Below are 25,432 nucleotides of genomic sequence, written 5' to 3'. Positions count from 1 at the left end.
TTCGTCATTGGAGGCCGATCATGCCGACGTTCCACGACCCACTTGCCGATGCCGCCGAAGCATCCGAAGCGCTGCGCGGCCTGGCCCACGCCAGCCGGGTCTTCGACGACCCGGCCGACACCTACACCGTGTTCGGCGACATGGTCGCGGGGATGTGCTCCCTGCGCCAAGTGCTCGACCAGCTCGCCACCACACACCTGTCCCATCGCGCCCGCGCGTTCGATGACAACGGCAACCACACCGCAGGAGCACAGGACGCCTTGGCCGCAGCCGACGAGCTGCACCAGGCCGGCACCCTCCTGGACGAGGCGTATGACCGACTCGATACGGCGTTCTCCCATTCGGGGCGGATCGCCTGGCACCCCGAACCCACCATCACTCACGAGGCGTCGGCTGCGACCGGCGCGCAGCGGTGGATCAGCGTCGTGTTCCTTCAAGGCGAGGAGGCCGACGACGTGCTGGAGCTGATCGACCGCGACGGCCCGGACGCGGGCATCGAGCATCTGACGGGCTTCGACTACGGGGCCGAGACCACCGACGCCGCCCTGGAGAACGGCTACGTCTACGACGAACCTTCAACCGGCGCGCTCGACCGGGTCGTCACCGAGGGCGACTTCGCCCTCACCTACAACCCGGCGATGGGGCACGTCAGCCTGCTGCGCGCCCATACTGTCCCGCCCGATCCGGCGCTGGACGACGCCGACGTGGTGCCGACGCGCGAGGCCATCGCCGGCATCGGTGCCCTCGACCCGAGCGCACTCACCACGACTCCGAAGACCGCGCCGGCGCCACCGCTGGGCACGTCGGCGGTGGCGGAGAAGGACTGGTTCGCCGGCCCGGCCCGATCGACCACATCTGCCGGTCGGGGGCTGTCCCTGTGACCGGCCGCGAGACCGAGCGGGAGCGGTTGTACACCTCAGTTCTGGTCGCCCCAGCAAAGGAGCGCCGCCGACTGCGCAAGCAGCGACGCGAGGCGGCCGCGAAGCTCCAAGCCGAGCAGCACCACGCCGATAAGGCCGCGGCAAGAGCGAAGGCCGAGGCGGAGCGCGCCGAACGACGCGCAACGACTTACCTTCCTGCCGCGGGAGAGTCCGACCCCGCGGCACTGCGCACCCCGGGCGGGTTCCGGCTCCCACGGCACCAGGACACGTCGGCGACGCTGGCCGGGGCGTATCCGTTTGTCGCCGAAGGCGGCCTCGGCGCCGACGGGGTGTTCGTCGGCCAAGACCTCTACTCCGGTGGGTCGTTCGTCTACGACCCGTGGGCCCTCTATGCCCGCGGGATCATCACCGCTCCCAATGTCGTGCTCGCCGGGATCGTGGGCTCCGGCAAATCGTCCCTGGCGAAATCCCTCTACACCCGCAGCCTGCCGTTCGGGCGGCGCGTGTACGTGCCCGGCGATCCCAAGGGCGAGCACACTGCTGTGGCCGAAGCGGTCGGCGGGCGGGCGATCGTCCTGGGCCACGGCCTCAACACCAGACTAAATCCCCTCGATGAGGGGCACCGGCCCTTCGGGTTCTCGGATGAGGAGTGGGCCACCACGGTCGCCTCCCGGCGCCGTGACCTCATCGGGGCACTGGCCGAGACTGTGCTGGGACGGGGGTTGACGCCGTTGGAGCACACCGCGATCGACCTCGCCCTCTCCGAGACAGTGCGGGAGAACACCGTGCCGATCCTGCCGATGGTCGTCGACCGCATCCTCACCCCCAACGCGGAGGCCGACGATGGCAGATTGGCCGAGGACGGCCGGCTCGTCGGCCACGCCCTGCGCCGCCTGGTGGCCGGCGACCTCCAAGGACTCTTCGATGGCCCCTCCACGGTGGCGTTCGACCCGTCGTTGCCGATGATCTCCCTCGACCTCTCACGCGTCACCGAGAACTCCATGCTCATCAGCGTTCTGATGACGTGCTCCAGCGCATGGATGGAGTCCGCGCTGCTGGACCCTGCCGGTGGGCAGCGGTGGGTGATCTACGACGAAGCCTGGCGCCTCATGTCCCACCCCGCCCTGCTGCGCCGCATGGATGCGCACTGGCGGCTGGCCAGGCACTACGGGATCGCGAACATGCTCATCTTCCACAAGCTTTCCGACCTCGACAACGTCGGCGACGCCGGCTCAGCCATGCGCTCGCTGGCCAACTCGCTGCTGGCCAACGCCGAGACCCGCATCGTCTACCGGCAAGAATCCGATCAACTCGGCCCCACCGCCCACGCCCTGGGCCTCACTGGCACCGAGCAGAAGCTCCTCCCAACCCTTGGGGTCGGGCAGGGCCTGTGGCGGATCAAGGACAGGGCCTTCGTGACCCAGCACCAGCTGCATCCCGCTGAGCTGGAGCTCTTCGACACCAGCTCGCGACTCACCTCGGGAGTGACGTGATGAACCGCAAACAGTCCCGGCGCGCCACCGGGCAGGAACCCTCAGTAACCCCGATCGTGCTGACCCACGTCGTCATCAGCGTGACCGACGCGGGCACCTTGGACGTCACCGTCGACGGTGCCCCGTATCCGCCGCCGCAGGAAGGCATTGACTGGACTCGTAAAACCTTCGGAGCCCTGCTGGATGCCATCACCGTCGACCGCACGGTCACCGCAAGGATCGAGGTCCACGAGACCGACGGGAGCGTGTTCACCGACATCATCCGCGCCCGCCGCCGCACCACACCCGCGCCGCCGAAGAACGATCCCGAGGGGCAACGGGGTAAGCGCAGCAAGAAGGCGCGAGAGCCAAGATTGATCGAGGTCACCGCAGACGGGTTCGTGCCCGGTGAGGACGTGGCCGTCGCGGTCATCGTCTCCCACACCGATGCCACCGGCACCGGCGCTGCGCGGACGCTCCTGGACAAGGATCAGCTCGGCTCCCTGGTACGGGACGGCACGGGCGAGGTCGTGTTGTTTGGCCGAGTCTCTGGCACAACGCATGTTCGGCCGCTGCCGTGAGCGCGCCACAGCAGCGACAGACCGGGAACATGGGCGATGAGCTGACCAACGCCGCCCTCATCGGACTGGTCGGGATGTTCGGGATCGCGCTCATCCTCCGCGCCGCAGGCAGTGTGGCCGCGTTCCTCACCGGCGCACCCCAACCCGAAGCGGGACCAGCATCGGGGCTCGGGGTCCTGTTCAACCCCGGCAACCCCGCCGCCGCCCTCGACAGCGACGAGCTGAACTCCGTCGCGTACTGGATCACCACCGCAGTGATGCTCGCCGGCCTCGTCGCCGCCGGTGTATGGGCGTGGGTGCGGCTGCGCCGTCACTCCCGGACGGTCGGGACCGACCCGCGCCGGCTCGCCGGCACCGCCACCAACCATGACGTGGCACAGACCGCCTCGCCGAAAGCGCTGCTGCGCCGGGCCGGGACACTCCGCCCCTCCCTGAACGACCCCGACCCAAGGGATGTCGGCTACCGGATCGGCACCTCGAAGGGCCGTGAGGTGTGGGCGAGCGTGGAGGACTCGAACCTGCTCATCGGCCCGCCCCGCTCCGGCAAGGGCCTGCACATCGTGATCCCGGCGATCCTCGATGCACCCGGCGCTGTCGTCACCACCAGTACACGGCCGGACAACCTCACCGCCACCCTGCGCGCCCGGCAGCGCATCGGGCCCGTAGCAGTCTTCGACCCCCAGCACCTCGCCGAAGGTATCCCCGCCGGGATGCGCTGGTCCCCGGTCCGCGGCTGCGAGAACCCGTTGACAGCGATGATCCGCGCCACCGGCCTGGCCGCGACCACCGGACTGTCCGCGGGTGGTGTGGAGTCCGGCGGCTTCTGGGAGGGCAAGACCCGCACCGCTCTGCAAGCCCTTCTGCACGCTGCCGCCCTGGACCACCGGCCACCCGCCGAGCTGTTCCGGTGGACCCTCGACCCCACGGCGGCAGCCGAGGCTGTCGCGATCCTCACCAACAGCACTCAGGCGGCCACCGGGTGGGCGGACTCGCTCGGGGCGATGATCGACTCCGACCCCAAGACGAGAGATTCCATCTGGCAGGGCGTCGCCCTCGCCCTCGGAGCACTGGCCGACCCCCGCGTTCTCGATGCCGTCACACCACGCCCAGGCGAAGACTTCGACCCTGAACGCTTCATCGCCGAACGCGGCACGCTCTACCTTCTCGCCACGGGAGCCGGAGCCGGCGCATCTGCCGCACTCGTGGCCGCGTTCGTCGAAGACCTCATCGAGACCGCACGAAAGATCGCCGCGCGCTCACCGGGCGCAAGGCTCGACCCGCCACTGCTGCTCGCACTGGACGAGATCGGCAACCTCGCACCCCTGCCATCCTTGCCGACACTCATGGCCGAGGGTGGCGGCACCGGCATCACCACTCTGCCCGTTCTCCAGTCCCTCGCCCAAGCCCGCGACAAGTGGAATGACAACGCCGCCGGAGCGATCTGGGACGCCTCTATCGTGAAGATCATCCTCGGCGGCGCCTCCAACTCCCGAGACCTCCAAGACCTCTCCACGCTGATCGGCGAACGCGACGAATACACCGACTCCGTCACCCTCGGCGACCATGGCACCCGCTCCAACCAACGCTCCCTCCGCCGCGTCCCGATCCTGCCGCCCGACCGGATCAGAACCCTGCCATTCGGCACCGGCATCAGCCTCCTGCGCTCCGCGCCACCGATCGTGACCGACCTCCACGCCTGGCCCTCACGTCCCGACGCCGATCAGCTCCGCGAGGACCGGGCCGAGATCGAAGCACTCCTGCAACGCCCCTTCCCGCACTGAGCCAGACGCACCCGGCCCGCGGGCCGATGGAGCGTGCGTGCACCTACCTGTTCCAGAAGTCACCATCCCGGTGGCTGCGCGAGCAGGAGCATCCCGATGAGTACCGAATCAACGACCGGCCTGGAACTCAAAGACAGCATGTACGGGTTCGTGGCCTCCAAGCCACAGCTCACCTATACCGAGAACGGCGACCCCCGCCTGTACTTCAAAGCCGGCCAACGCCACCGTCACTACGACCCCGAGACCGGCTGGCAGAACCTGCCGAGCACCTTCCACGACGTGGTCGCGTTCAAGGGCGCCGCCCAGTTCGGCATCCAGAACCTGCGCGAGAAGGACCGGTTCATCGCCCAGGGCTCGCTTCGCGAGTACACCAACAAGCACACCGGGGAGCGCGAGGAGCAGTTCGAGGCCACGCGGCTCCTGCCCGTGACAGCACAGTCGAAGAACACCGCCGGTCGCACCCCGCGCAGGGCCGTCGAGCGCGAGGCCTACAGCCAGGACACCGCCAGCCAAGAGGCATCACAGGGCGAACAGATCAAGCGACGGGTGCCGCAATTCCAGCCCGCTGGCTCGTCGCCGCACCAGCACGCCGCGCCTCACATCGGCCTGTGACCGAAGGAGACATGATCATGGACGAGCATCCGTCCGACGAGGACCTCCACGACACCGACGCGACGGTGGAGGCTGGTGAAGTGCCCGGCTTCGAGGACGCCGATGTGCCAGCCGTGCCGCATCCGGTCAACTGGAACCTCCTGAGTTCCGATGACCTGGAAGCCGAGCTGCTCGCGCTGAACGAATGGGTCACCTGGCTGCGCACGACCTATGGCCTGCCGGCCTCGGTGATCCCGCCGTTCTGGCATCGCCACGCCGAACTGCGCTGGGAGCTGTCCGCACTGCATTTGCACTGGCTGGGCGCCTACGACCCCGAGCAGAACGCTTCGGCTCCGATCGGCTGGCACCGCGATTTCGCCGACGCCCGCCAGCGACTACGCGACTGGGTGGCCGCCTCCGGCACCCGCCTGGATCGCGACCGGCCCACCCGGCAGACCGTCTGGCCCGGCGAACAGCCCACCGAGCCGATCGAGGACACCACCATCGCCGACCGCGATGCCGACTTCGTGCAGTACGTCCTCGATGAGGTCGCCGCCCGCCGAGAAGCCGAGGACGCGTTCTTCGCCGGTATCGACCTCGACACCGGAGAGCTGACATGACCACCCAACCCCAGGGCAGCCCGCCGGAGCGGATGCGCGACTACCGCATCGAGGCCGAGCTGCGAGCCAGCCTGGACCTACACAAGCTGGCCCACGTGTTCATCGGCATGGCCCAAGCCCGCGCCCGCCACGAGCACCAGACCACCACCTGCCAGGAGCGCCCTCCTGAACAATCCCGTGGCCAGGGCGTAGAATCGTAACTGTACGCATGCCAGCGGCCACCCGTAAGGGAAACCGTGGTGTGGCGTCTTGTTCATTAGCCCACGTGGCCTACCCAGCCCGTCAACACCGGACGGCACGGGTCGTGTTTATTTCCTACGCCGCACCGCACGAGCAGTCCCGCGCTTCTCGTGTTGGCCCCACCTGTTGGGGAAGGAAACACGACCCATGACCACCACACACGCTCCGCTTGCGACGGGACTGGAGCAGATCGGTCAGACCACCACACTGGCGGTCTCCTACCTGCGCGTCTCGACCAAGGAACAGGCCTCCAAGGGCGGCCAGGATGAAGGCTTCTCCATCCCCGCCCAGCGCGAGGCGAACCGGCGCAAGGCCCACGATGTCAACGCGGTCATCGTCGAGGAGTTCGTCGACGCAGGCGAGTCCGCCCGCCAAGCCGACCGGCCCGCGCTGATGCAGATGATCGAGTACGTCAAGACCCACCCGGTCGCCTACTGCATCGTCCACAAGGTGGATCGCCTTGCCCGCAACCGCGCCGACGACGTCGCCATCCACCTGGCTCTCAAAGAAGCAGGCGTGCTCCTGGTCTCGGCCACCGAGAACATCGATGAGACCCCCTCAGGCATGCTGCTGCACGGAATCATGTCCACCATCGCCGAGTTCTACTCCCGCAACCTCGCCAACGAGGTCTCCAAGGGCATGAACCAGAAAGCCGTCACCGGCGGCACCAACGGCAAAGCCCCGATGGGCTACCTCAACGTCACCAAGCGCGACGAACTCGGCCGCGAGGCCCGCACCATCGAAGTCGATCCGCAGCGCGGCCCCCTCATCCGGTGGGCCTTCGAGGCCTACGCGACCGGCAACTACTCGGTCGCAACCCTGCGCGATGAACTCATCGACCGTGGGCTGACGACCGTGCCGACCCCGAAGCGGCCCGCCAAGGCCCCAGCCCTGTCCTCGATCCACCGGATGCTGGCCAGCCCGTACTACAAGGGCAACGTACAGTTCAAAGGCGCAACCTACGACGGCCTGCACGAAACACTGGTCGCACCCGAGGTCTGGTACCGGGTACAGACCGTGCTCACCGGCCACCAGGCATCCGGGGAAAAGACGCAAGCCCACGAGCACTACCTGAAAGGCACCGTGTTCTGCGGTGTCTGTGGCTCACGCCTGATCCTGTCCCACGCCAAGAGCCGCAGCGGAGTCATCTATCCCTACTTCATCTGCGCCGGCCGACACTCCAAGCGCACCAACTGTGACCGCAAGTCCATGTTCGTGCCCGATGTAGAAGCCGCAGTCGAGGACTACTACCGACGCGTGCAGATACCCGAGCACATCGTTACCGCGCTCCGCGAATTGATCACCAGCGAGTTCGACCAGCTGTTCACCACCGCCAAGAGCGAACGTAAGGCACAGATCGCCGAACGCGACCGCCTCTACGACGAACGGACCAAACTTCTCCAGGCCCACTACGCGGGTGCCGTGCCGCTGGACCTGCTCAAGACCGAGCAGGACCGCATCGCCCGGCAGGTCACATTCCTCGACTCACGCATCGAGGCCAGCGAGATCGAGTACGACCAGGCCCGCGCCCACCTCGATGACTGCCTTGCCCTGGCAGGCAATGCCCACGCGATCTACATGAGCATCGACGACTCGCTGCGCCGCATCGCCAACCAAGCGTTCTTCGAACGACTGACCGTCACCGACGACAACGCCATCGACGCCGAACCAGGAGTGCCGTTCGACACCCTGTTCGACCCCGAAGTCCAGGCCACCGCCGTCGCTCGCCAGGAGGCGGACGGAAACGGGGCAGATCAAACCGGGAACGTCGCTGGTTTGAACAACGACACTCTGGTGCCCCCGGCAGGATTCGAACCTGCGACACCCGCTTTAGGAGAGCGGTGCTCTATCCCCTGAGCTACGGAGGCTGGGACCCGACCATCCTACCGGTTTCACAGCGGCCGGGCGGTCCGTTCCACGGAGCGTCTCACCATGGCCATGATCACCGCGATGATCAGCAGGGAGCCCACCACGGCGAAGAGCAGCCAGCTGCTCACGGTCAGCGCAGAGGTGGTGTTCACCGTGCCGGCGTCCACGGTCTCGGCGGAGAGGATCTGGTCGATCAAGAAGTTCTCGGCGATGTCCATGGCGGTGAACAGCCCCGCGGCGGCCAGCAGCAGCCAGCGCACCACGCCTTCGCGCATCATCAGGCCCACCACCGCCCAGGCGGTGAGGAAGAAGGAGACCGGGAACAGGATCCCGGCGGTCTTGTGGACGAAGTTCAGCTGTCCGAGGGCATCCTCGTCCATCACCGAGCGCAGCCGTTCGATGTCGGAGACGTCATAGCCGGTCAGCAGCGCGTCCGGCATGGAGAAGCCGCCGGTGAACTGGGTCATCTGCGGCAGCGCGAGCAGATGCAGGTAGCAGAAGAGGAAGACGGTGGTGCCCAGCAGCGCGTAGACCAGCAGCTTCGGATTGGACTTCGGGTCGTCCCCGGCGCGGGGATTCGCCTCGGCGAGGATCCTGCCCCCGCCGATCAGACGGGGGCGCGGTCGGCTTCTCCGGTCTGCGTCGGAACCGCCGGACGTCGACTCGGAGCTCGCCGCGGGATTGCCGCGCGGAGCCTTCCGTCGTCTGGACATCGTCCTCCTCGAGGGTCATGGCGCGGTCATCAGCGGAGTGGTCGTCCGTGGGCACGAGGGATGGCCGCATGTGGTCCCCATTGTTGCAGAGCGCCGCAGTCCGCCTGCGGGACTCGGGTCACCGGCCGCGCTTAGACTTGAGGGACCATGGAGTTCCTCTTCACCCCGCCAGCTGAGCGCCCGTCCGAGACTGCCCGTGCCAAGAAGGCCGCCGCCGACGACGGCGCCCCGGCCGGCGTCGCCGTCGCCGTCCCCGCGGCAGACCCCGCCGCGGGGCTGAACGCCGAGCAGCGGCAGGCGGTGCTGCACTCCGGCGCGCCGCTGCTGATCGTCGCCGGTGCCGGTTCCGGCAAGACGCGGGTGCTCACCCGGCGCATCGCCCATCTGCTCCAGACCGGTGCCGCCCGGCCGCACGAGATCCTGGCCATCACCTTCACCAACAAGGCCGCCCGGGAGATGAAGGAACGGGTGGTCGAGCTCGTCGGTCCGGCCGCGGAGCGCATGTGGATCTCCACCTTCCACTCCTCCTGCGTGCGGATCCTGCGCGCCGAGGCCGCGAACCTGGGTCGGAAGTCCAGCTTCACCATCTATGACGCCGCCGACTCGCTGCGGCTGATCACCACCATCGCCAAGCTGCACGATCTGGACCCCAAGCGCTTTGCCCCGCGGGCCATCAAGAACAAGATCTCCGCGCTGAAGAACGAGCTGGTCGATGCCGAGGAGTTCAGCTCCACCGCCCCCAACGAGCCGTTCTCCGAGGCGGTGGCCAGCGTGTACCGGGACTACACCGCACGGCTGCGTCAGGCCAGCGCCAACGACTTCGACGACCTCCTGGCCGAGACGGTCTACATGTTCGACGCTTTCCCCGGCATCCTCGACGGCTATCGAAGGCGCTTTCGCCATGTGCTCGTCGACGAGTACCAGGACACCAACCATGCTCAGTACCGACTGGTCCGCCAGCTGACCGGCGCCTCGGGCGACGGTGTCGAGACCCAGGGGGCCGAGCTGACCGTTGTGGGCGACTCCGACCAGTCGATCTACGCGTTCCGTGGCGCGGACATCCGCAACATCATCGAGTTCGAGCGCGACTACCCGGACGCCACCACCATCAAGCTGGAGCAGAACTACCGCTCCACCCAGACGATTCTCGACGCCGCCAATGCGGTGATCTCGCAGAACTCGGGCCGCACGGAGAAGAAGCTGTGGACGGAGGAGGGTGAGGGGGAGCCGGTCACGCTGCATGTGGCGCCCTCGGAGTCCGACGAGGCCGAGTGGATCGCCCGCACCATCGACGGTCTCGGCGACCGTGAGGGCATCCGTCCCGCCGATGTGGCGGTCTTCTATCGCACCAACGCGCAGTCCCGCTCCCTGGAGGAGCGGCTCATCAGCCGCGGAATCCCCTATCGGGTGGTCGGAGGCACGCGGTTCTATGACCGCAAGGAGATCAAGGACGCGCTGGCCTACCTGCATGTCATCAACAACCCCGACGACGACGTGAACCTGCGCCGCATCCTCAACGAGCCCAAGCGGGGCATCGGGGACCGGGCGGAGGGGGCGGCGGCCGCGCTCGCCCAGCGGGACCGCACCACCTTCTTCGAGGCCCTGCGCCGGGCCGAGGAGGCTCCCGCCATGGCGACCCGCTCGCTGAAGGCGATCGCCTCCTTCGTGCGGATGATGGACGACCTCGCCTCCCTGCGGGATTCGGAGAAGCCCTCGGTGGTGCTGGAGGCGGTGCTGGAGCAGACCGGCATGCTGGAGGCGCTGCGCCAGTCCAAGGACCTGCAGGACGAATCCCGGGCGGACAACCTCGGCGAGCTCGTCGCGGTGGTCAAGGAGTATGAGGCCTCCACCGAGGGTGGCACCTTGGCGGACTTTCTGGAGCAGGTCTCGCTGGTCGCCGACGCCGACTCCGTCCCCTCGGCCGGCGATGCCGAGTCGGAGCGGCTCGCCCGCGAACAGGGGCAGGTCACCCTGATGACGCTGCACACGGCCAAGGGCCTGGAATTTCCTGTGGTGTTTCTCACAGGGATGGAGCATGGGATCTTCCCCCACGCCCGCTCCATCTCGGACGGCGAACAGCTGGCCGAGGAGCGCCGCCTGGCCTATGTGGGCCTCACCCGCGCCCGACGTCGGCTCTACCTGACCCGTGCGGAGTCCCGCCACCTGTGGGGCCAGCACCAGTACAACCCGCCCAGCCAGTTCCTCGGGGAGATCCCGGAGGACCTGCTTCATGTCGATGCCGCATCGTCAGGAGGGCTGGGCGGCTTCTCCGGCGGGCTGGGCGGCCACCACTACGGTGCTCCCCGCTTCGGCACCGGCCCGAGCTCCGGCGGATCACGAGGCGCCGGGGCCGACCGCGGCGGACGCTCCGCGCCGACCGTCTACGGGTCGGCGGGCAGCGACAAGACGTCATCTTCGCTGCCCGGGGCGACCGGCGGCGTCGCGCCCCGCCAGGTGGATCCGAGTCGGAGGATCCCGGACCTCGCCCCCGGTGACAAGGTCTCCCACCAGAAGTTCGGCAGCGGCGAGGTCCTCGCCGTGGAGGGTGTGGGAGACAAGACTGTGGCGAAGGTCAGCTTCGCAGGAAGCGAGAAGCGTCTGCTCCTGCGATATGCTCCCCTGGAGAAGGCCGACTAGCCTTCAGGCTCAGCGCTGCGCCAGGTGTGCAGCGTGGCCGCTCAGCCCCCTGCCGGCGGGTCCCGCTGTTGACTTCGGGCTGAGGTTGTCAGAACCGACTTCGACGCAGAAGGACACCACCCGTGGACCTGTATGAGTACCAGGCGCGCGATCTGTTCGAGGCACACGGAGTTCCCGTGCTGGCTGGGATCGTGGCGCACACCCCGGAAGAAGCGAAGGCGGCCGCTGAGCAGATCGGCGGCGTCGTCGTCGTCAAGGCTCAGGTCAAGGTCGGAGGCCGTGGCAAGGCCGGCGGCGTGAAGCTCGCCAAGAACGCCGAAGAGGCCCACGAGCACGCCAAGGCGATCCTGGGCATGGACATCAAGGGGCACACCGTGCACCGGGTGATGATCGCCCAGGGTGCCGACATCGCGGAGGAGTACTACTTCTCCATCCTTCTGGACCGCGCCAGCCGTGACTACCTGGCCATGTGCTCCAAGGAGGGCGGCGTCGAGATCGAGCAGCTCGCCGAGGAGCGGCCCGAGGCCCTGGCGCGGGTGAACTTCGACCCGAACACCGGCATCGACACGGCCAAGGCCACCGAGATCGCCGAGCAGGCCGGCTTCGGCGCCGAGCAGGTCCCCGCCCTGGCAGACGTGTTCCAGCAGCTGTGGACCGCCTTCGCCGCAGAGGACGCCACCCTGGTGGAGGTCAACCCGCTGGTGAAGACCGGTGAGGGCCGGATCATCGCCCTCGACGGCAAGGTCACCGTGGACGAGAACGCCGAGTTCCGTCAGCCCGGCCACTCCGAGCTCGTCGACGAGCAGGCGGAGGACCCGCTGGAGGCCAAGGCCAAGGCCAACGACCTCAACTACGTCAAGCTCGACGGCGAGGTGGGGATCATCGGCAACGGTGCCGGTCTGGTCATGTCCACCCTCGACGTCGTCGCCTACGCCGGTGAGGCCCATGACGGCGTGAAGCCCGCCAACTTCCTGGACATCGGAGGCGGCGCCTCCGCCGAGGTGATGGCCAACGGCCTCGACGTCATCCTCGGCGACGACCAGGTCAAGTCAGTGTTCGTCAACGTCTTCGGCGGCATCACCGCCTGCGACGCCGTCGCCAACGGCATCGTCAAGGCCCTGGAGATCCTCGGCGACGCCGCCACCAAGCCGCTGGTGGTCCGTCTGGACGGCAACAGCGTGGAGGAGGGCCGGCGCATCCTACGCGAGGCCGACCACCCGCTGGTCACCCTGGCCACCTCCATGGACGAAGGCGCCGACAAGGCCGCCGAACTGGCGAACAAGTAAGGACTGAGGCTCGAGCATGTCTATCTTTCTGAACAAGGACTCCAAGGTCATCGTCCAGGGCATCACCGGCGGCGAGGGCTCCAAGCACACGGCCCGCATGCTGCAGGCCGGGACGACCATCGTCGGCGGTGTCAACGCCCGCAAGGCCGGCACCACCGTGACCCACGAAGACCAGCACGGCTCCGAGATCGAGCTGCCCGTCTTCGGTTCCGTCTCCGAGGCCATGGAGAAGACCGGCGCCGACGTCTCGGTGGTCTTCGTGCCTCCGAAGTTCGCCAAGGACGCCGCGGTGGAGGCCATCGACGCCGGCATCGGCCTGCTGGTGGTCATCACCGAGGGCATCCCGGTCCAGGACTCCGCAGAGTTCTACAATTACTCGCTGACCAAGACCGGCGACGACGGCAGGCCCGTGACCCGGATCCTGGGCCCGAACTGCCCCGGCATCATCACTCCGGGCGAGTCGCTGGCCGGCATCACCCCGGCCAACATCACCGGCAAGGGTGGCGTCGGGCTGGTCTCCAAGTCCGGGACCCTGACCTACCAGATGATGTACGAGCTGCGTGACCTCGGCTTCTCCACCTCCATCGGCATCGGTGGTGACCCGGTCATCGGCACCACGCACATCGACGCGCTGGAGGCCTTCGAGAACGACCCGGAGACCAAGGCGATCGTGATGATCGGTGAGATCGGCGGCGACGCCGAGGAGCGCGCGGCCGAGTACATCAAGGCCAACGTCACCAAGCCGGTGGTCGGCTACGTGGCCGGCTTCACCGCCCCGGAGGGCAAGACCATGGGCCACGCCGGCGCCATCGTCTCCGGCTCCTCCGGCACTGCGGAGGCCAAGAAGGAGGCCCTCGAGGCCGCGGGTGTGAAGGTCGGCAAGACCCCGTCCGAGACCGCGCACCTGCTGCGTGAGGTCTACCCGGTCGCGGTGGAGCCCTCCGCGCTCTGATCCTGCCGGTTCTCCACGAAGAGGCCCGCACCCCGAACGTCGGGGGTGCGGGCCTCTTCGTGTCTCCGAGCTCAGGTCTCGGAGGGTCAGCCGGTCTCTGAGCCCTCGCCCAGCTCTCGTTCCGGCTGGAGACCGAATCGGAAGTGGCGTCCGCTGATGTGGGTGGGGGTGATCCTCACGTAGTTCTCCTTGAGGGTCGGAACCCATGAACGCAGGCCCAGCGACTGCACGGCCTCCCGATCCTTCTCCGTCTCGAGCCGCTGAGCATGTCCACGGAGCACGACGGACCAGGCCTGATCCGAGAGGATCCCGTCGGACTCGAACAGGACCTCCTCGTTCACCGCCATCTCGGCGAGCTTGGTCCCCGGAGCTGTCCTCAGCACCAGGGTCCGTTCCTGGACCGCGTGGTTGACCGGAAAGATGTCGGCGCGCCCGGCCACCACCGTGACGAGCCGCCCGTGCTGCGTGTTCTCCAGAAGCCTCCAGCTCTCATCCTCCGAGAGCACCAGGATCGGTTCGTCGTCTGCGTGATCGAACATGTCGCACCACTTTCCGCTGCACGGGAGAGGCCCTCCTCGGTTGCTCGGATTCTACCTCCGTGCGCCACCCCAGGGGACAGGTGTGATGGCCGCGGCCATGCACCTGTCAGGCGCTGGGCCGAGGAGCGCAGCCTCAGGTCTCCTCGTCACGGGCTCCGCTGACCCAGGCGATGTAGCGCTGGGCCGAGCGTTCCACCGCGGCGGCGGCATCGGCGGTGATGTGCCGGGCGAAGTTGCCGTAGAGCCGGTCGTAGTCGTGCTGAGCCACGTGGTCGGCGAGCCGGCGCACCACCGCGGGCGAGAGCGGGATCATGTTCGGGTAGGAGCGCATGAACGTCACCCAGCCCTGGTCCGCGACGGGGAAGATCGCGTCCCCGGTGAACAGCACGCCGCACCCGTCAGGGGCCCGCCATCGGGCCACCATGCTGCCGACGAAGTGCCCGCCGATCTGCGTGGCCACCATGTCCTCGGCGATCTGCACGCGATCCTTCCAGACCACCGTGCGTGGAGGGCGCAGCGCCAGCCACTGCTCATCTGCGGCGGAGACGTACACATCCGCCTCCCCGAAGGCCTCGGCCCACAGCGACTGCACCCCGTACATGTGCGGATGTGAGGCGAGGATGGCGGCGAGCCCGCCCACGGAGGCGACAGCGTCGACGGCGTCGTCGTCGATGTACGCAGGCGGCTCGATCATCACGTTGCCGATGCGGGTGGCCACGATGCTGGTCATCTGCCCGATGCCGGGGCCGTCGTGCAGCACCAGGCCGTGCACTCCGGGCTCCCGGTTGATCAGCTCCAGACGCGCCCCCGCCTCCTGGGACTCCCGGGGCGAGGTCCACTCCTGGCCGCGGACCGGCACGTGCTGGCGCTCGTCGGCGCAGATCGGGCACTCCGGAGGGCGGTCCTCCGGCGGGCGTTCGACGCCGCAGGTGCGGCACTGCAGCACGGCGCGGAGCGGGGCGTGGGGCTCGGGCGGATGGGCTGTCCAGTGAGGTGTGGAGGGCATGACCCTCATCCTGCTCTGCGCCGCCGTCGGCAGGTCAAGGGTGCCGGGCCGCGCGGGGTCGAGTCGGGCCGCGCCGGGCCACGCCGCCGTCGTTCGGCCGAAACTTCCTACAGGCAAGCAGTTGCTGGGGTACGGGAGTGGGAAGAATTGGCCGAACGTGAGGTCTATGGGAAGAAACGGCCGAACGTGGGGCAGGGGCAGAGGCAGGCGTCAGTCCAGCACGACGCCGAACAGCGAACCCAGCGCGTAGGTGATCGCCGCCGCACCCATGCCGATGCCCAGCTGGCGCAGTCCGCGCATCAGCGGCGAGGCCCCCGAGAGCAGGCCGACGACGGCGCCGGTGCACAGCAGCGCCACGCCCACCAGGGACAGCGAGGTCACGATGGCGGCGAGCCCGGTCATGCCCAGCAGATATGGGAGCACCGGGATCAGTGCCCCGGCGGCGAAGCAGCCGAAGCTGGACAGCGCGGCCGTGCCGGCGCCGCCCACCACTTCATGGTCGTCCTGGGCGTCCTCCTTCACCGGCTGCCAAGACTTGGAGGGGTTGCAGTCGCAGTCGAAGACCCCGAGTCGCTCTTCGGCGCGGTGCTCGGCGTCCTGCTGGCTGAGCCCGCGTGCCCGGTAGACCAGCACCAGCTCGTTCTGGTCGACGTCGAGGTCGGGGGCGGCCTTCAGGGTCACCTGTGTGGGTCGGGTGGCGGCGAGCAGCTCACGTTGGCTGCGCACCGAGACGTATTCGCCGGCCGCCATCGACAGCGCCCCGGAGAGCAGCCCGGCGATGCCGGTGACCAGGATGACGGTGGAGCCGACGCCTGTGCCGCCCATTCCCATGATGAGCGCCAGGTTGGAGACCAGGCCGTCGTTGGCGCCGAAGACCGCTGCGCGGAAGCCGCCGGAGAGCTTCTCCCGGCCGCGCGTGGCCAGCCCACGGACGACCTCCTCATGGATGGCCTCGTCGGCGGCCATGCCGGCGGTGGCGTCGGAGTCCTTGGCGTAGGGGGAGTCGCCCTCGGCTCGCTGAGCCAGGGCCAGGATGAAGACCGGTCCGAAGACGCGGGCCATCCAGCCCAGCAGCACCCGGTGGAACGAGGGGGAGGGAAGGCGTTCAGCGTGCGGACCGAGCAGCTGGCGCCAATGCTCCTGATGCCGCTTCTCGGCCTCCGCGAGGCCGAGCAGGATCTGCCGATCCTCGCCGCCCTTGCGCCGGGCGAGGTCGGCGTAGAGCTTCCCCTCCGCGATCTCATCGGCCAGATGCCTCCGCCACCGACGGATCTGCCGGGAGGACGGCTCGGGAGGGGGAGGCCCAGGCTGATGTGGAGGGCGCGGGGCGCCGTCGTCGGTGGTCACTCCACCATTGTTCCCAGCCGCGGACCTCGATGGCAGGACCCCGCAGACTGTGACGATTCTTAGGGATCCCTGAAACAGTCCGGTTCCACGGCCCTCTGCTCAGGTCAGAGGCCTGTCAGCGTCGTGGGCGGGCGGTTTCGGCATGCCTGAACTGTGAGGACGTCGAAGCAGGTTCAGCCTGCGCGCCGTTCGGCGATCCCCCTCACCAGTCGCCGCGCCGTGGGGGAGTCCACACCCGGAGCGAGGGCCAGATAGTGCGGTGCCAGGTGATCGCCCCGGGTGTCAGCCCCGGCGCCGAGCCCCTCATAGGTCCCGCCCGCCCGGCGGAGGATCAGCATGCCGGCGGCGACATCCCAGGGGCTGGTGTCCACGCCGAAGACGACGTCGGCCCAGCCGGCGGCCGCGTGGCACAGCTCCAGCGCCCCGGACACCAGACGACGCACCGTGGAAAAGGTGCTGATCGCCTCCCCGAGTGTTTCCAGCGCGGCGGCCCCATCGATCTGCAGCGCCTCGGCCGAAGGGTAGCTGGTCACCAGGTTCAGCTGCTGCTCCCCGGCGGTGTGACGTACTGCCCGCCCGGTCAGGGGGCGCTCGCCGTCGGCCTGGCGCAGCCAGGCGCCGGCGTCGTCGGCGGAGAACGTGAGGCCGTTGCTCGGATCGTGGACCACCCCGGCGACCACCTCGCCGTCGACTGCTGCGGCGATCGACACGGAGAACATGGCGAACCCGTGGGCGAAGTTGGAGGTGCCGTCGATCGGGTCCACGATCCACTCCACTGCTCCGGATCCCTGCGCGCCGCCCTCCTCGCCGGTGATGCGCGAGTCCGGCACGGCAGCGGTCAGCAGCTCCACGAGGCGCTCCTCCGTGGAGGAATCATGCCAGGTCACCAGGTCATGGGCGCTGGTCTTCTCCTCGGTCTCCACTGCGGTACGGAACGCCGTGGCCAGGGCGGGACCGACGTCGTCGGCGGCCTGACAGGCGATCCGGCGCAGCTGCGCCGGGGAGGGCAGTGATGGGGAGGAGGTGGGACGGGCGGCAGGACGGGCGGCGCGGGTGTCGGTCACCGTTCCAGACTAGACGGCAGTCGCGGCCGCGTCTGCCCGGTGCGCCCGTCGGAGCGCAGGTGCCGGGCCGCTCTCGTTGGCGGATCCGGGATTCTGCCCCTAAGATCGTTTGAGAATGCAACTAAGACGCGTGTCTTCTCGTACCCGCCGTCCGCCGCAGTCCACGCCAGAGGGCATGACCCGGCGCGACGTCGGCTGGGCGATCGCCGGCATCCTCACCGTGTTCTTCGCCGCCATGCTGGCGATGAACATCGTGGTCACCGCCCTGCCGGTCATCGTCGGGGAGCTCGACGGCACGCAGATCCAGTACAGCTGGGTAGTCGCCGCCACGCTGCTGGCCAATGCCTCGTCCACTCCGGTGTGGGGCAAGCTCGCGGACATGGTGTCCAAGAAGAGGCTCTTCCAGCTGAGCAACATCATCTTCTTCCTGAGCTCGCTGGCGGCGGGCTTCGCCGTCTCCATGGAGATGCTCATCGCGGCCCGCTTCGTGCAGGGGGTGGGTCTCGGCGGGCTCGGCGCCCTGGCGATGGCGATCATGGCCTCGATCGTCTCCCCCCGGGAACGTGGCCGCTATGCGGGCTACATCGGCGCGATCCTCACCACCGCCACGGCCGCAGGCCCGCTCATCGGGGGTCTCACCGTGGACACGCTGGGGTGGCGATGGTGCTTCTTCGTCGGTGTGCCGCTCTCCCTCGTTGCCCTGGTGCTGGTCCACCGCACCCTGCACCTGCCGCACGTGCGGCGGAAGGTCCGTATGGACTATGCCGGGGCGCTGCTGCTGGTCGCCGTCTCCTCGCTGCTGCTGATGTGGCTCTCCTTCGCCGGCACGCCGGAGTTCTTCGCCTGGGTGTCCTGGGAGTCCGGCCTGATCCTCGCCGCCGCCGTGGTCCTTCTGGCGATCTTCGTGCTGGTGGAACGCCGGAGCAGCGAACCGGTGGTCGCTCTGCGCATGCTGATCAGCCGCACCACCCTGCTGGCGGTGATCTCCTCGTCCTCGATCGCGGTCTGCCTGTTCGGGATGCCGGCCTTCCTGGGGCAGTACTTCCAGATCGGCCGCGGGCTGAGCCCCACCGAGTCCGGCATGATGATCCTGCCCCTGGTAGTAGGCAACCTCATCGGCTCGCTGACCACCGGGCGGCTGATCACCCGCTATGGACGCTGGAAGATCTATCTGGTGATCGGCTCGATGCTGCTCTCGGCGGCGATGTTCGCCCTGTCCACGGTGGACTCACACACGGACCTGCGCGTGGTCATGGGCGTCATCTTCTTCGTCGGACTGGGCTTCGGCGCCCAGATGCAGAACCTGATGCTCGCGGTGCAGAACACGGTCGCCGTCACCCGGGTGGGGCAGGCCAGTGCGCTGGTTGCGTTCTTCCGGGTCTTCGGAGGGGCCGCGGGCACCGCCGTCCTGGGCTCGGTGATGGCGCTGCAGGTGGCCGGAGTCTCGGTCAGTCAGCTCAACGGTGTCTCAGGAGCACCGTCTCCGGAGTTCGCCGATGGTTCCGGAGCCATGTTCCTCGTGGCCGCCTGCATGACCCTGCCGGCGATCGTGGCCAACCTGCTCATCCGCGAGACTCCGCTGCGGACGACGATCTGAGACCGCAGGGGAGGCTCCGCCCGGTGTGTGCGGGGTCCTGCACCCCGCGGTGCGCCGGGCGTCGCTCCGGCACAGAGCGCTTCAGCGAGGGTGAGTCGGGTTCGCCCAGGGCAAATGTGCACCGCTGCCCGCCCTTGGCGTCGCCTCGACCATGGCAGGATGGTGCTGTGACCGAGGTGGCCCAGAACGACGAATCCGTGCGCCGGCAGTACTCCGACCCGGACCGGAACACGGCGATGAAGGTCGAGGACAGGTGGCACCGCTTCCGCCTCGACCTGGCTCGCCGTCGCCGCCAGCACGTCACGGTGCTCTCGCTCACCGGCTACGGCACCCAGCGCTGGGTGAGAGTCTTCTCCCGGATCGTGATGGCGCCGGACTCCCACTTCGAGAACGGCCGCCGCGTGGCCAAGGTGATCGCCGACGGGGTGCGCGGCTGGCGCAACTTCGTCTCCGCCCCGGTGCCCTTCGCCGAGGTGAGCATCACGGTGGGGAACCGGACCGTCGACGTCGTCGCCGACCGCGGGGGCTTGGTCGACACCGTCATCGAGACTGACCTCGAGCCTGGCTGGCAGCAGATCACCCTGCGCGCGCTCGGGGCGCAGGCCACCCGTGCGGAGGTGCAGATCATCGCCGAAGGGACGCACACGGGCGTGGTCTGCGACATCGACGACACCGTGGTGGTTACCAAGCTGCCCCGCCCGGTGCTGGCCGCCTGGAACTCCTTCGTGCTCGACGAACACGCCCGCACACCTACCCCTGGTATGGCGGTGATGATGGAGCGGCTGCTGCACCGCTATCCGGGCGCGCCGGTCATCTATATCTCCACGGGTGCGTGGAATGTGGCGCAGACGCTCACCCGATTCCTGACCCGCAACCTCTATCCGCACGGCCCGCTGCTGCTCACCGACTGGGGCCCCACCCAGGAGCTCTGGTTCCGTTCCGGCCGGCAGCACAAGGAGGAGCAGCTCGAGCGCCTCGCCCAGGACTTCCCGGAGATGTCCTGGGTGCTGATCGGCGACGACGGCCAGCACGACCCGGCCATCTACGCAGACTTCGCCCGGCGGCATCCGCAGGCCGTCACCGCGGTCATCATCCGCCAGCTGACCTACTCCGAGGCGCTGTTGGCCGGTGGCCGCGCCAATGACCCGGACAGTGAGTTCCTGCTCGGCTCCGGCGACGGCGCCCGCCCCCCGACCGGCTTCCAGGAGGTCGAGGGGCGCAGCATCCCGTGGATCTACGGGCCCGACGGCAAGGACATCGTCGCCAAGCTGAAGGCCCATGGTCTGATGGACTGAGGGCCCGGCCTGGCGGGAGGGCAGATCGAGCATGGAGGGCTCCTCAGGATCAGGCGAGCACCGTTGTCAGCGTCGGTTCAAGGCTGGCGGTGGTTCGACGTCGACGGTCCCGTCCCAGCGGCACCACCTGCGGGGTGCCTGCGACGGGGTCGGGCAGGACCCGGCAGCGGAGCCCGAAGACCTCCTCGACGAGAGCTTCGGTCATGACCGCTTCGGGTTCCCCGGTGGCCACGACCTGCCCGTCCTTCATCGCGATCAGATGTGTTGCATACCGCGCCGCCTGGTTGAGATCGTGCAGCACCGCGACGAGCGTACGGCCCTGCAGATGCAGATCGGTGAACAGCTCCATCAGCTCGATCTGATGCGCGATGTCGAGGAAGGTGGTGGGTTCGTCGAGCAGCAGCAGGGGCGTCTCCTGAGCCAGGGCGAGCGCCACCCAGACTCGTTGCCGCTGACCCCCGGACAGCTCGTCCACCAGACGTGGCGAGAGCTCAGTGGTGCCCGTGGCGGCCAGCGCGTCTGCCACGGCCCGTTCGTCCTGAGCGGACCACTGCCGCAGCATTCCCTGGTGAGGTGACCGGCCACGGGCCACCAGGTCGGCGACACTGATCCCATCTGGAGCCAGTGAGGACTGCGGAAGCAGCCCGAGTCTCCTGCTGACCTCTTTGGTCCGGTACGCGGAGATGTCCTTCCCATCGAGGAGGACATCTCCGGCCGATGTCTTCAGCAGCCGTGAGAGCGCCCTCAGCAGGGTGGACTTCCCACAGGCATTGGGCCCGATGATGACGGTGAAGGAGTCCGGTGGGATCTCGACGCTCAGTTCCTCAGAGATCGTCCTCTCGTCGTATCCGATGGACACAGCCTCCGCGCGCAGCCGCGACTCGTTCATGCGTGTCTCCTCATCTCGTGGATCAGCAACCAGATCAGGTACCCGCCCCCGATGACGACGGTGACGACTCCGACCGGCAGTGGGCTGGGCAGCGCATGCTGGGCGACCGCGTCGGCTGCCAGCAGCAGGGCGGCGCCGGTGCACGCCGCCGGAACCAAAGTGATGCCCGGCGTGCGGGCGATGCGACGAGCGATCTGCGGGGCGGCGAGGGCTACGAAGGCGATGGGGCCCGCAGCCGCGGTCACCGCAGCAGTCAGCGCCACCCCGGTCAGCACGAGCCCGAGCCGAGAAGGCTCGAGACGCACCCCGAGCGCGCGGGCAGCGTCATCGCCGAGCTGCATCTGCCGCAGTGAGGAGCCCAGCGCGCAGGTTCCGACGAACAGCACCAGGATGAATCCGGTGGCGACGCCAGTCTGCTCCCAGGTGATGCCGTTGAGGGACCCCGCACCCCAGGTGGCGGCGCTCATCGCGACCTCCAGATCGGCACGCAGCAGCAACCACGTGTTGACCGAGCCGAGCATCGCGGCGACTCCGATGCCGACGATGATGAGTCGGAATCCGGTGATGCCGCCGCGGTAGGCCAGCAGGTACACCATCGTCGCGGTGGCGAGGCCGCCCAGCAGCGCCCCGGAGGCCACGGAGGCGTACCCTCCGCCGAGGACGATGATCACGATCAGGGCACCGGTGTAGGATCCCGCGGCGAAGCCGATGACATCGGGGCTGGCCAGGGGGTTGTTCGTCAGTCCCTGGAACACCGCGCCCGACATGCCCAGCGCCGCACCGAACACGATCGCAGCCAGAGCTCGTGGAGCGCGCCATTCGGTGACGACCGTGCGGGCGAAGGAGTCGTCGGCTCCCCGGAGGACGTCGACCAGCTGGGGGAGGCTCACCGCATAGCTGCCCAGGGCCAGGGCCGCCACGGCCCCGATCGCGCAGAGCACGACCAGCACCGCGCAGACCACAGCCGCCCGTGAACTGATGCGCAGCGAGATGCCGCCCCAGCGCAGGACGTGCTGGGATCGACCGAAGTCCACTGTGCGTGTGTCAGGAGCGGCCGTCACAGGCGGCTGGCCTTTCGTCGTCGTGCCAGAAGGATCAGCAGCGGCGCGCCGACGAACGCGGTCACGATGCCGACCGGCAGCTCACCGGGTCGCATCACGACTCGCCCCAGTGTGTCGGCGACGACGAGCAGCAGAGGCCCCAGCACGATGCTGAATGCCAGGATCCAGCGCTGTTCGGGGCCGGTGATCCATCTGGCGATGTGCGGGACCATGAGTCCCACGAAGAGGATCGGACCGGCGATGGCGGTGGCACCTCCGGCGAGCAGGGTGACGGCGGCGATGACGGCCACCCGGACCAGTCCGATGCGGGTGCCGAGGGATACGGCGAGATCTTCGCCCAGGGCGATTGAGTTCAACGGGGCGGCTACGGAGAGGGCCAGCAGCAGCCCGATCAGCAGGAACGGGAGCACCGGCAGCAGGGTGTCGTATCCGCGCCCGGCGATCGTGCCGGCGTTCCACTGACGCATCTGGTCGAACGCGACGGGGTTCAGCAGCACCATGCCGGTGGTGATGCCCGCCAGCACGGCACCCAGGGCGACGCCGGCGAGCGTGAGGCGCAGAGGGTCCGGCGTCCCTCCGCCCGCCGAGCCGATCAGGTAGACGGCCACCGTCACGACGAGCGCCCCGGCGAACGCGAACCACACATAGCCCAGCACCGCGGTGACGCCGAAGACCCCCACGCTCAGGGCCACGAAGAAGGCTGCTCCGGAGCTGACCCCGAGGATTCCGGGATCGGCCAGCGGGTTTCGCGTCAGGGCCTGGATCAGGGCGCCGGCCACGGCGAGTGCGGCCCCGACCGCGATTCCCGCGGCGGCTCGGGGAAGACGCATCTCGCGGATGATGAAGTGCTCGTCCACGGTGGGGTCGAAGGACCAGAAGGACTCCAGCACTGTGCCCAGCGGGATCTCCTTCGACCCGACGGCGATGCTCAGTAGGACGGCGACCGCCAGGGCGATGACCAGGGCGACCAGCGCAGCGGAGCGTCGCACGGCGGAGAACGCGGTCGTGGGTGTGGGGGCCGCTGGAGACTGCGGGGGAGAGAGGCTCGGGGAGGCCTCAGCTCCTCGGCGAGCTGAGGGTGACGGTGAGGGTGAGGTGTGGGGGATCGTCGAGGTGCGGGTCGTGGACATGGTCAGTTTCTGGCCGCCCCGCGGCGCCAATAGCCGCTGAACGTGATCATGTCCTTGGACACTCCGCCCTCGCGGACCAGGAGCCGACGCGTCTGCTTGACCAGGTCCGCCTCCGCACACACCCACGCGTAGTCGATCTGCCCGCGGGGGACGCCGTCGAGGATCTGCGGGATGGAGAACCCGGGGTTCCGGCTCCCCCGCACGTGCCAGTGCACGGCGACGTCGGTGTCGATCTCGATGATGTCCTCGGCCTCGGGGACCTCCACGTGCGCCATCGCGGTGCGGCCGGGCCTCGGCTGGCCCGGGCTGGGTTCCGGGGCTCCCAGGATCGCGGCCAGCGCGGGGACCGCGGTGATGTCGGCGAAGAACAGCTGGTGGTGCGCAGCCGCGGGTGGATTGTAGATGCCGTTGCCCTCGGCGAAGCCCACCGTGTCTCCCGGCTCCGCACGGGAGGCCCAGCGGCTGCCGGGTCCGCTCTCCGGGTCGGACCCGTGCAGGACGATGTCGACGTCGATCTCCCCGGCGTCGGGCCGATGGTCGCGGATCGTGTACCACCGCAGTTCCGGGCGCTGCGCCTCCGGAATGGCGGTCACGAGGCCGCGGGGGGTCGTGCCGACCAGTCCTTCGGGCGGAAGCGCCAGCCCGTCGGCGCCGGGGATGAGAAGGGCGAAGAAGTCGTCGGCCCGGCTGGTGAGGTAGTCGGTGAACTGCGGGGAGGTGAGGGTCACTCGGCGCATCCGCGGGGAGAGGTCCTGGACCGCGTGGACAGTGGTCGCGAAGGCTCGGTAGGTCTCGCGGCGCGGAGGGGGAGCAGCCCGCTGAGGGGCAGGGAGAAGCCGTGCGAGTCTGCTCATGAGTCGTTCACCATTCCTTCGAGTTCGAGCGCGATGGCGCGTGCAGCACGGGCGAGGCCCTGGTTCACGGTCAGATCGACGGACTGCACACGGTCCTCCTGGGCCGCGGGCAGCCGGCCGAACGCGGCTGAATCGCCCAGGGCGGGGCGCTCGTCGAAGGCGAAGATGGCCAGTGCGTCCACATCGGCGACGACGTCGAGGTTCTCCTCGGAGACCTCGTAGTGGCCGTCCTCGTCCTCCGGGTCGTAGTGGGGCACGGCCATCCCGAGATCCTCGGCGACGGCGTTGCCCAGCGAGTTGGTGATCACGTACATCCCGGCGTCATCGAGGGCTGTCCCCCAGGCGAGGGTCGTCTCGGCCAAGATCTCGCCCGACCTGTCGGTGATCTCCTCGACCAGGTCGTCGTACTTCCGGATCTCCTCCTCGGCGGCGTCCTCCCGGCCGAGCGCGGCCGACTGGTCGCGAAGGACCTCCTGCCAGTCGGCGATGCCGGTCTCGACGGCGAGGATCGGAGCGATCTCCTCGAGGCGATCCAGCCCGTAGAAGTCCCCCGTGTAGGCGTTCTGCCTCATCACGATGAGATCGGGCTCCACAGAGGCGATGACCTCGTAGTCGGGTTCGTGGCTGTCGGCGAACTCGAAGGTCTCCAGGTCATCGGTGATGAGCTCGTCCAGCTCGTCGAACAGGGCGCCCTCACGGCCGAAGAAGAACCCTGAAGCGACCACGGGGTACCCCACCGTCAGGGCGAACTCGAGATCTGCCCGACCTTCGATGACGACGACTCGTTCGGGCTCGGCAGGAATCTCTCCGGTGAACTCCGCATAGTCGAAGGTGATCGTCTCGGCGGTCGGCTCCTCCCCAGCGCCCTCCGCGGCGGTTCCGTGTTCGCCGCAGGCGGTCAGAGCGAGGAGCGGCATCACCGCGAACAGGGTCGGAAGACGCCGTCGTGCGGGCGAGGCGGAGGTTGTCGAACAGGTCATGGCGGCCTTTCTCATCAGGGGCATCAGGAGCCTCGGAGAGCCCTCCG

General features: G+C 68.6%; 24 protein-coding genes, 1 tRNA gene and 1 pseudogene. 13 read left to right on the top strand and 13 right to left on the bottom strand.

What is annotated here, in order from left to right; translation table 11 throughout:
• Positions 1 to 20 precede the first annotated feature (20 nt).
• The 8 genes and pseudogenes from ODE13_RS15790 to ODE13_RS15755 all read left to right on the top strand — a co-directional run.
• On the top strand, positions 21 to 881 hold the full coding sequence (locus tag ODE13_RS15790; protein ID WP_322480118.1) for a hypothetical protein: 861 nt from the start codon (positions 21 to 23) through the stop codon (positions 879 to 881).
• The gene (locus ODE13_RS15785; RefSeq protein WP_322480117.1) at positions 878 to 2,374 is read left to right on the top strand and encodes an ATP-binding protein; all 1,497 of its coding nucleotides are present in this window, start codon (positions 878 to 880) and stop codon (positions 2,372 to 2,374) included. Before ODE13_RS15790 ends, ODE13_RS15785 begins: the two co-directional genes overlap by 4 nt.
• Positions 2,374 to 2,934: a hypothetical protein gene (locus tag ODE13_RS15780; protein WP_322480116.1), complete on the top strand. Its 561-nt coding sequence runs from the start codon at positions 2,374 to 2,376 to the stop codon at positions 2,932 to 2,934. The genes ODE13_RS15785 and ODE13_RS15780 overlap by 1 nt, the downstream gene beginning before the upstream one ends.
• Before the next feature lie 29 nt (positions 2,935 to 2,963).
• A complete protein-coding gene (locus ODE13_RS15775) occupies positions 2,964 to 4,715 on the top strand; it encodes a TraM recognition domain-containing protein (protein ID WP_322480115.1) in 1,752 nt (583 codons plus the stop codon).
• Positions 4,716 to 4,811: 96 nt separating this feature from the next.
• Positions 4,812 to 5,327, top strand: a complete 516-nt coding sequence (locus ODE13_RS15770) for a single-stranded DNA-binding protein (RefSeq protein WP_322480114.1) — start codon at positions 4,812 to 4,814, stop codon at positions 5,325 to 5,327.
• Positions 5,328 to 5,344: 17 nt separating this feature from the next.
• The gene (locus ODE13_RS15765; RefSeq protein WP_322480113.1) at positions 5,345 to 5,926 is read left to right on the top strand and encodes a hypothetical protein; all 582 of its coding nucleotides are present in this window, start codon (positions 5,345 to 5,347) and stop codon (positions 5,924 to 5,926) included.
• On the top strand, positions 5,923 to 6,126 hold the full coding sequence (locus ODE13_RS15760; protein ID WP_322480112.1) for a hypothetical protein: 204 nt from the start codon (positions 5,923 to 5,925) through the stop codon (positions 6,124 to 6,126). Before ODE13_RS15765 ends, ODE13_RS15760 begins: the two co-directional genes overlap by 4 nt.
• Before the next feature lie 187 nt (positions 6,127 to 6,313).
• Positions 6,314 to 7,360, top strand: a pseudogene (locus ODE13_RS15755) (recombinase family protein); the annotation flags it as partial.
• Here the strand turns inward: ODE13_RS15755 and ODE13_RS15750 are convergent.
• The 4 genes from ODE13_RS15750 to ODE13_RS15735 all read right to left on the bottom strand — a co-directional run bounded on the left by ODE13_RS15750 (position 7,271) and on the right by ODE13_RS15735 (position 8,748).
• Positions 7,271 to 7,576, bottom strand: coding sequence for a hypothetical protein (locus tag ODE13_RS15750; protein ID WP_322480111.1), 306 nt, complete (start codon positions 7,574 to 7,576; stop codon positions 7,271 to 7,273). The pseudogene ODE13_RS15755 and the gene ODE13_RS15750 overlap by 90 nt on opposite strands.
• A gap of 75 nt (positions 7,577 to 7,651) precedes the next feature.
• Positions 7,652 to 7,924: a hypothetical protein gene (locus tag ODE13_RS15745; RefSeq protein WP_322480110.1), complete on the bottom strand. Its 273-nt coding sequence runs from the start codon at positions 7,922 to 7,924 to the stop codon at positions 7,652 to 7,654.
• 34 nt (positions 7,925 to 7,958) lie between these two features.
• A tRNA-Arg gene (locus ODE13_RS15740) sits at positions 7,959 to 8,034 on the bottom strand.
• A 24-nt stretch (positions 8,035 to 8,058) separates the two neighbouring features.
• The gene (locus ODE13_RS15735; protein ID WP_322480109.1) at positions 8,059 to 8,748 is read right to left on the bottom strand and encodes a hypothetical protein; all 690 of its coding nucleotides are present in this window, start codon (positions 8,746 to 8,748) and stop codon (positions 8,059 to 8,061) included.
• 147 nt (positions 8,749 to 8,895) lie between these two features.
• On the opposite strand from ODE13_RS15735, the gene ODE13_RS15730 reads away from it, so the two are divergent.
• The 3 genes from ODE13_RS15730 to sucD all read left to right on the top strand — a co-directional run bounded on the left by ODE13_RS15730 (position 8,896) and on the right by sucD (position 13,623).
• Entirely contained in the window at positions 8,896 to 11,385 is a 2,490-nt protein-coding gene (locus ODE13_RS15730; RefSeq protein ID WP_322480108.1) for a UvrD-helicase domain-containing protein, read from the top strand.
• 122 nt (positions 11,386 to 11,507) lie between these two features.
• Entirely contained in the window at positions 11,508 to 12,671 is a 1,164-nt protein-coding gene (gene sucC / locus ODE13_RS15725) for an ADP-forming succinate--CoA ligase subunit beta (protein WP_322480107.1), read from the top strand.
• Between the two features lie 16 nt (positions 12,672 to 12,687).
• Positions 12,688 to 13,623 carry a succinate--CoA ligase subunit alpha gene (sucD, locus tag ODE13_RS15720; protein WP_179541026.1) on the top strand — a complete coding sequence of 312 codons (936 nt, stop codon included), beginning with the start codon at positions 12,688 to 12,690 and terminating at the stop codon, positions 13,621 to 13,623.
• Between the two features lie 86 nt (positions 13,624 to 13,709).
• On the opposite strand, the gene ODE13_RS15715 is transcribed toward sucD, so the two are convergent.
• From ODE13_RS15715 to ODE13_RS15700, 4 genes are all read right to left on the bottom strand, one after another.
• The gene (locus tag ODE13_RS15715; protein WP_322480106.1) at positions 13,710 to 14,162 is read right to left on the bottom strand and encodes a pyridoxamine 5'-phosphate oxidase family protein; all 453 of its coding nucleotides are present in this window, start codon (positions 14,160 to 14,162) and stop codon (positions 13,710 to 13,712) included.
• A gap of 133 nt (positions 14,163 to 14,295) precedes the next feature.
• Positions 14,296 to 15,168, bottom strand: a complete 873-nt coding sequence (locus tag ODE13_RS15710; protein WP_322480105.1) for a hydrolase — start codon at positions 15,166 to 15,168, stop codon at positions 14,296 to 14,298.
• A gap of 210 nt (positions 15,169 to 15,378) precedes the next feature.
• Positions 15,379 to 16,515, bottom strand: coding sequence for a VIT1/CCC1 transporter family protein (locus ODE13_RS15705; protein WP_322480104.1), 1,137 nt, complete (start codon positions 16,513 to 16,515; stop codon positions 15,379 to 15,381).
• A gap of 173 nt (positions 16,516 to 16,688) precedes the next feature.
• Complete coding sequence (locus tag ODE13_RS15700) at positions 16,689 to 17,579, bottom strand: inositol monophosphatase family protein (RefSeq protein WP_322480103.1); 891 nt, start codon at positions 17,577 to 17,579, stop codon at positions 16,689 to 16,691.
• A 130-nt stretch (positions 17,580 to 17,709) separates the two neighbouring features.
• Here ODE13_RS15700 and ODE13_RS15695 point away from each other — a divergent pair, with 130 nt between their 5' ends.
• Positions 17,710 to 19,176, top strand: coding sequence for an MFS transporter (locus tag ODE13_RS15695; protein WP_322480102.1), 1,467 nt, complete (start codon positions 17,710 to 17,712; stop codon positions 19,174 to 19,176).
• A gap of 167 nt (positions 19,177 to 19,343) precedes the next feature.
• Positions 19,344 to 20,471 (top strand): App1 family protein, encoded by a 1,128-nt coding sequence (locus ODE13_RS15690; protein WP_322480101.1) that lies wholly within the window; start codon positions 19,344 to 19,346, stop codon positions 20,469 to 20,471.
• Positions 20,472 to 20,520: 49 nt separating this feature from the next.
• Here the strand turns inward: ODE13_RS15690 and ODE13_RS15685 are convergent, their stop codons facing one another.
• The 5 genes from ODE13_RS15685 to ODE13_RS15665 are packed head-to-tail and all read right to left on the bottom strand — an operon-like array spanning position 20,521 to position 25,385.
• Complete coding sequence (locus ODE13_RS15685; protein ID WP_322480100.1) at positions 20,521 to 21,360, bottom strand: ABC transporter ATP-binding protein; 840 nt, start codon at positions 21,358 to 21,360, stop codon at positions 20,521 to 20,523.
• Positions 21,357 to 22,394, bottom strand: a complete 1,038-nt coding sequence (locus ODE13_RS15680) for a FecCD family ABC transporter permease (protein ID WP_322480099.1) — start codon at positions 22,392 to 22,394, stop codon at positions 21,357 to 21,359. Before ODE13_RS15680 ends, ODE13_RS15685 begins: the two co-directional genes overlap by 4 nt.
• A gap of 23 nt (positions 22,395 to 22,417) precedes the next feature.
• Positions 22,418 to 23,551 (bottom strand): iron chelate uptake ABC transporter family permease subunit, encoded by a 1,134-nt coding sequence (locus ODE13_RS15675; protein WP_322480098.1) that lies wholly within the window; start codon positions 23,549 to 23,551, stop codon positions 22,418 to 22,420.
• Between the two features lie 2 nt (positions 23,552 to 23,553).
• On the bottom strand, positions 23,554 to 24,405 hold the full coding sequence (locus tag ODE13_RS15670; RefSeq protein ID WP_322480097.1) for a siderophore-interacting protein: 852 nt from the start codon (positions 24,403 to 24,405) through the stop codon (positions 23,554 to 23,556).
• Positions 24,402 to 25,385, bottom strand: a complete 984-nt coding sequence (locus tag ODE13_RS15665) for an ABC transporter substrate-binding protein (RefSeq protein ID WP_322480096.1) — start codon at positions 25,383 to 25,385, stop codon at positions 24,402 to 24,404. The genes ODE13_RS15670 and ODE13_RS15665 overlap by 4 nt, the downstream gene beginning before the upstream one ends.
• Between the last annotated feature and the right edge of the window lie 47 nt (positions 25,386 to 25,432).

Source organism: Nesterenkonia sp. HG001 (genome assembly GCF_034438835.1).
Lineage (GTDB): Bacteria > Actinomycetota > Actinomycetes > Actinomycetales > Micrococcaceae > Nesterenkonia > Nesterenkonia xinjiangensis.
The sequence above is the reverse complement of the archived record's forward strand: the minus strand, read 5'-3'. Positions and strand labels throughout refer to the sequence as shown.

What these genes read in the sequence shown, in the direction of transcription:
- ODE13_RS15760 (WP_322480112.1), top strand. Translation starts at nt 5,923, where the DNA reads ATGACCACCCAACCCCAGGGCAGCCCGCCGGAGCGGATGCGCGACTAC.
- sucD (WP_179541026.1), top strand. Translation starts at nt 12,688, where the DNA reads ATGTCTATCTTTCTGAACAAGGACTCCAAGGTCATCGTCCAGGGCATC.
- ODE13_RS15670 (WP_322480097.1), bottom strand. Translation starts at nt 24,405, where the DNA reads ATGAGCAGACTCGCACGGCTTCTCCCTGCCCCTCAGCGGGCTGCTCCC.
- ODE13_RS15775 (WP_322480115.1), top strand. Translation starts at nt 2,964, where the DNA reads ATGGGCGATGAGCTGACCAACGCCGCCCTCATCGGACTGGTCGGGATG.
- ODE13_RS15665 (WP_322480096.1), bottom strand. Translation starts at nt 25,385, where the DNA reads ATGACCTGTTCGACAACCTCCGCCTCGCCCGCACGACGGCGTCTTCCG.
- ODE13_RS15735 (WP_322480109.1), bottom strand. Translation starts at nt 8,748, where the DNA reads ATGTCCAGACGACGGAAGGCTCCGCGCGGCAATCCCGCGGCGAGCTCC.
- ODE13_RS15765 (WP_322480113.1), top strand. Translation starts at nt 5,345, where the DNA reads ATGGACGAGCATCCGTCCGACGAGGACCTCCACGACACCGACGCGACG.
- ODE13_RS15730 (WP_322480108.1), top strand. Translation starts at nt 8,896, where the DNA reads ATGGAGTTCCTCTTCACCCCGCCAGCTGAGCGCCCGTCCGAGACTGCC.
- ODE13_RS15685 (WP_322480100.1), bottom strand. Translation starts at nt 21,360, where the DNA reads ATGAACGAGTCGCGGCTGCGCGCGGAGGCTGTGTCCATCGGATACGAC.
- ODE13_RS15675 (WP_322480098.1), bottom strand. Translation starts at nt 23,551, where the DNA reads ATGTCCACGACCCGCACCTCGACGATCCCCCACACCTCACCCTCACCG.
- ODE13_RS15715 (WP_322480106.1), bottom strand. Translation starts at nt 14,162, where the DNA reads ATGTTCGATCACGCAGACGACGAACCGATCCTGGTGCTCTCGGAGGAT.
- ODE13_RS15790 (WP_322480118.1), top strand. Translation starts at nt 21, where the DNA reads ATGCCGACGTTCCACGACCCACTTGCCGATGCCGCCGAAGCATCCGAA.
- ODE13_RS15710 (WP_322480105.1), bottom strand. Translation starts at nt 15,168, where the DNA reads ATGCCCTCCACACCTCACTGGACAGCCCATCCGCCCGAGCCCCACGCC.
- ODE13_RS15770 (WP_322480114.1), top strand. Translation starts at nt 4,812, where the DNA reads ATGAGTACCGAATCAACGACCGGCCTGGAACTCAAAGACAGCATGTAC.
- ODE13_RS15780 (WP_322480116.1), top strand. Translation starts at nt 2,374, where the DNA reads ATGAACCGCAAACAGTCCCGGCGCGCCACCGGGCAGGAACCCTCAGTA.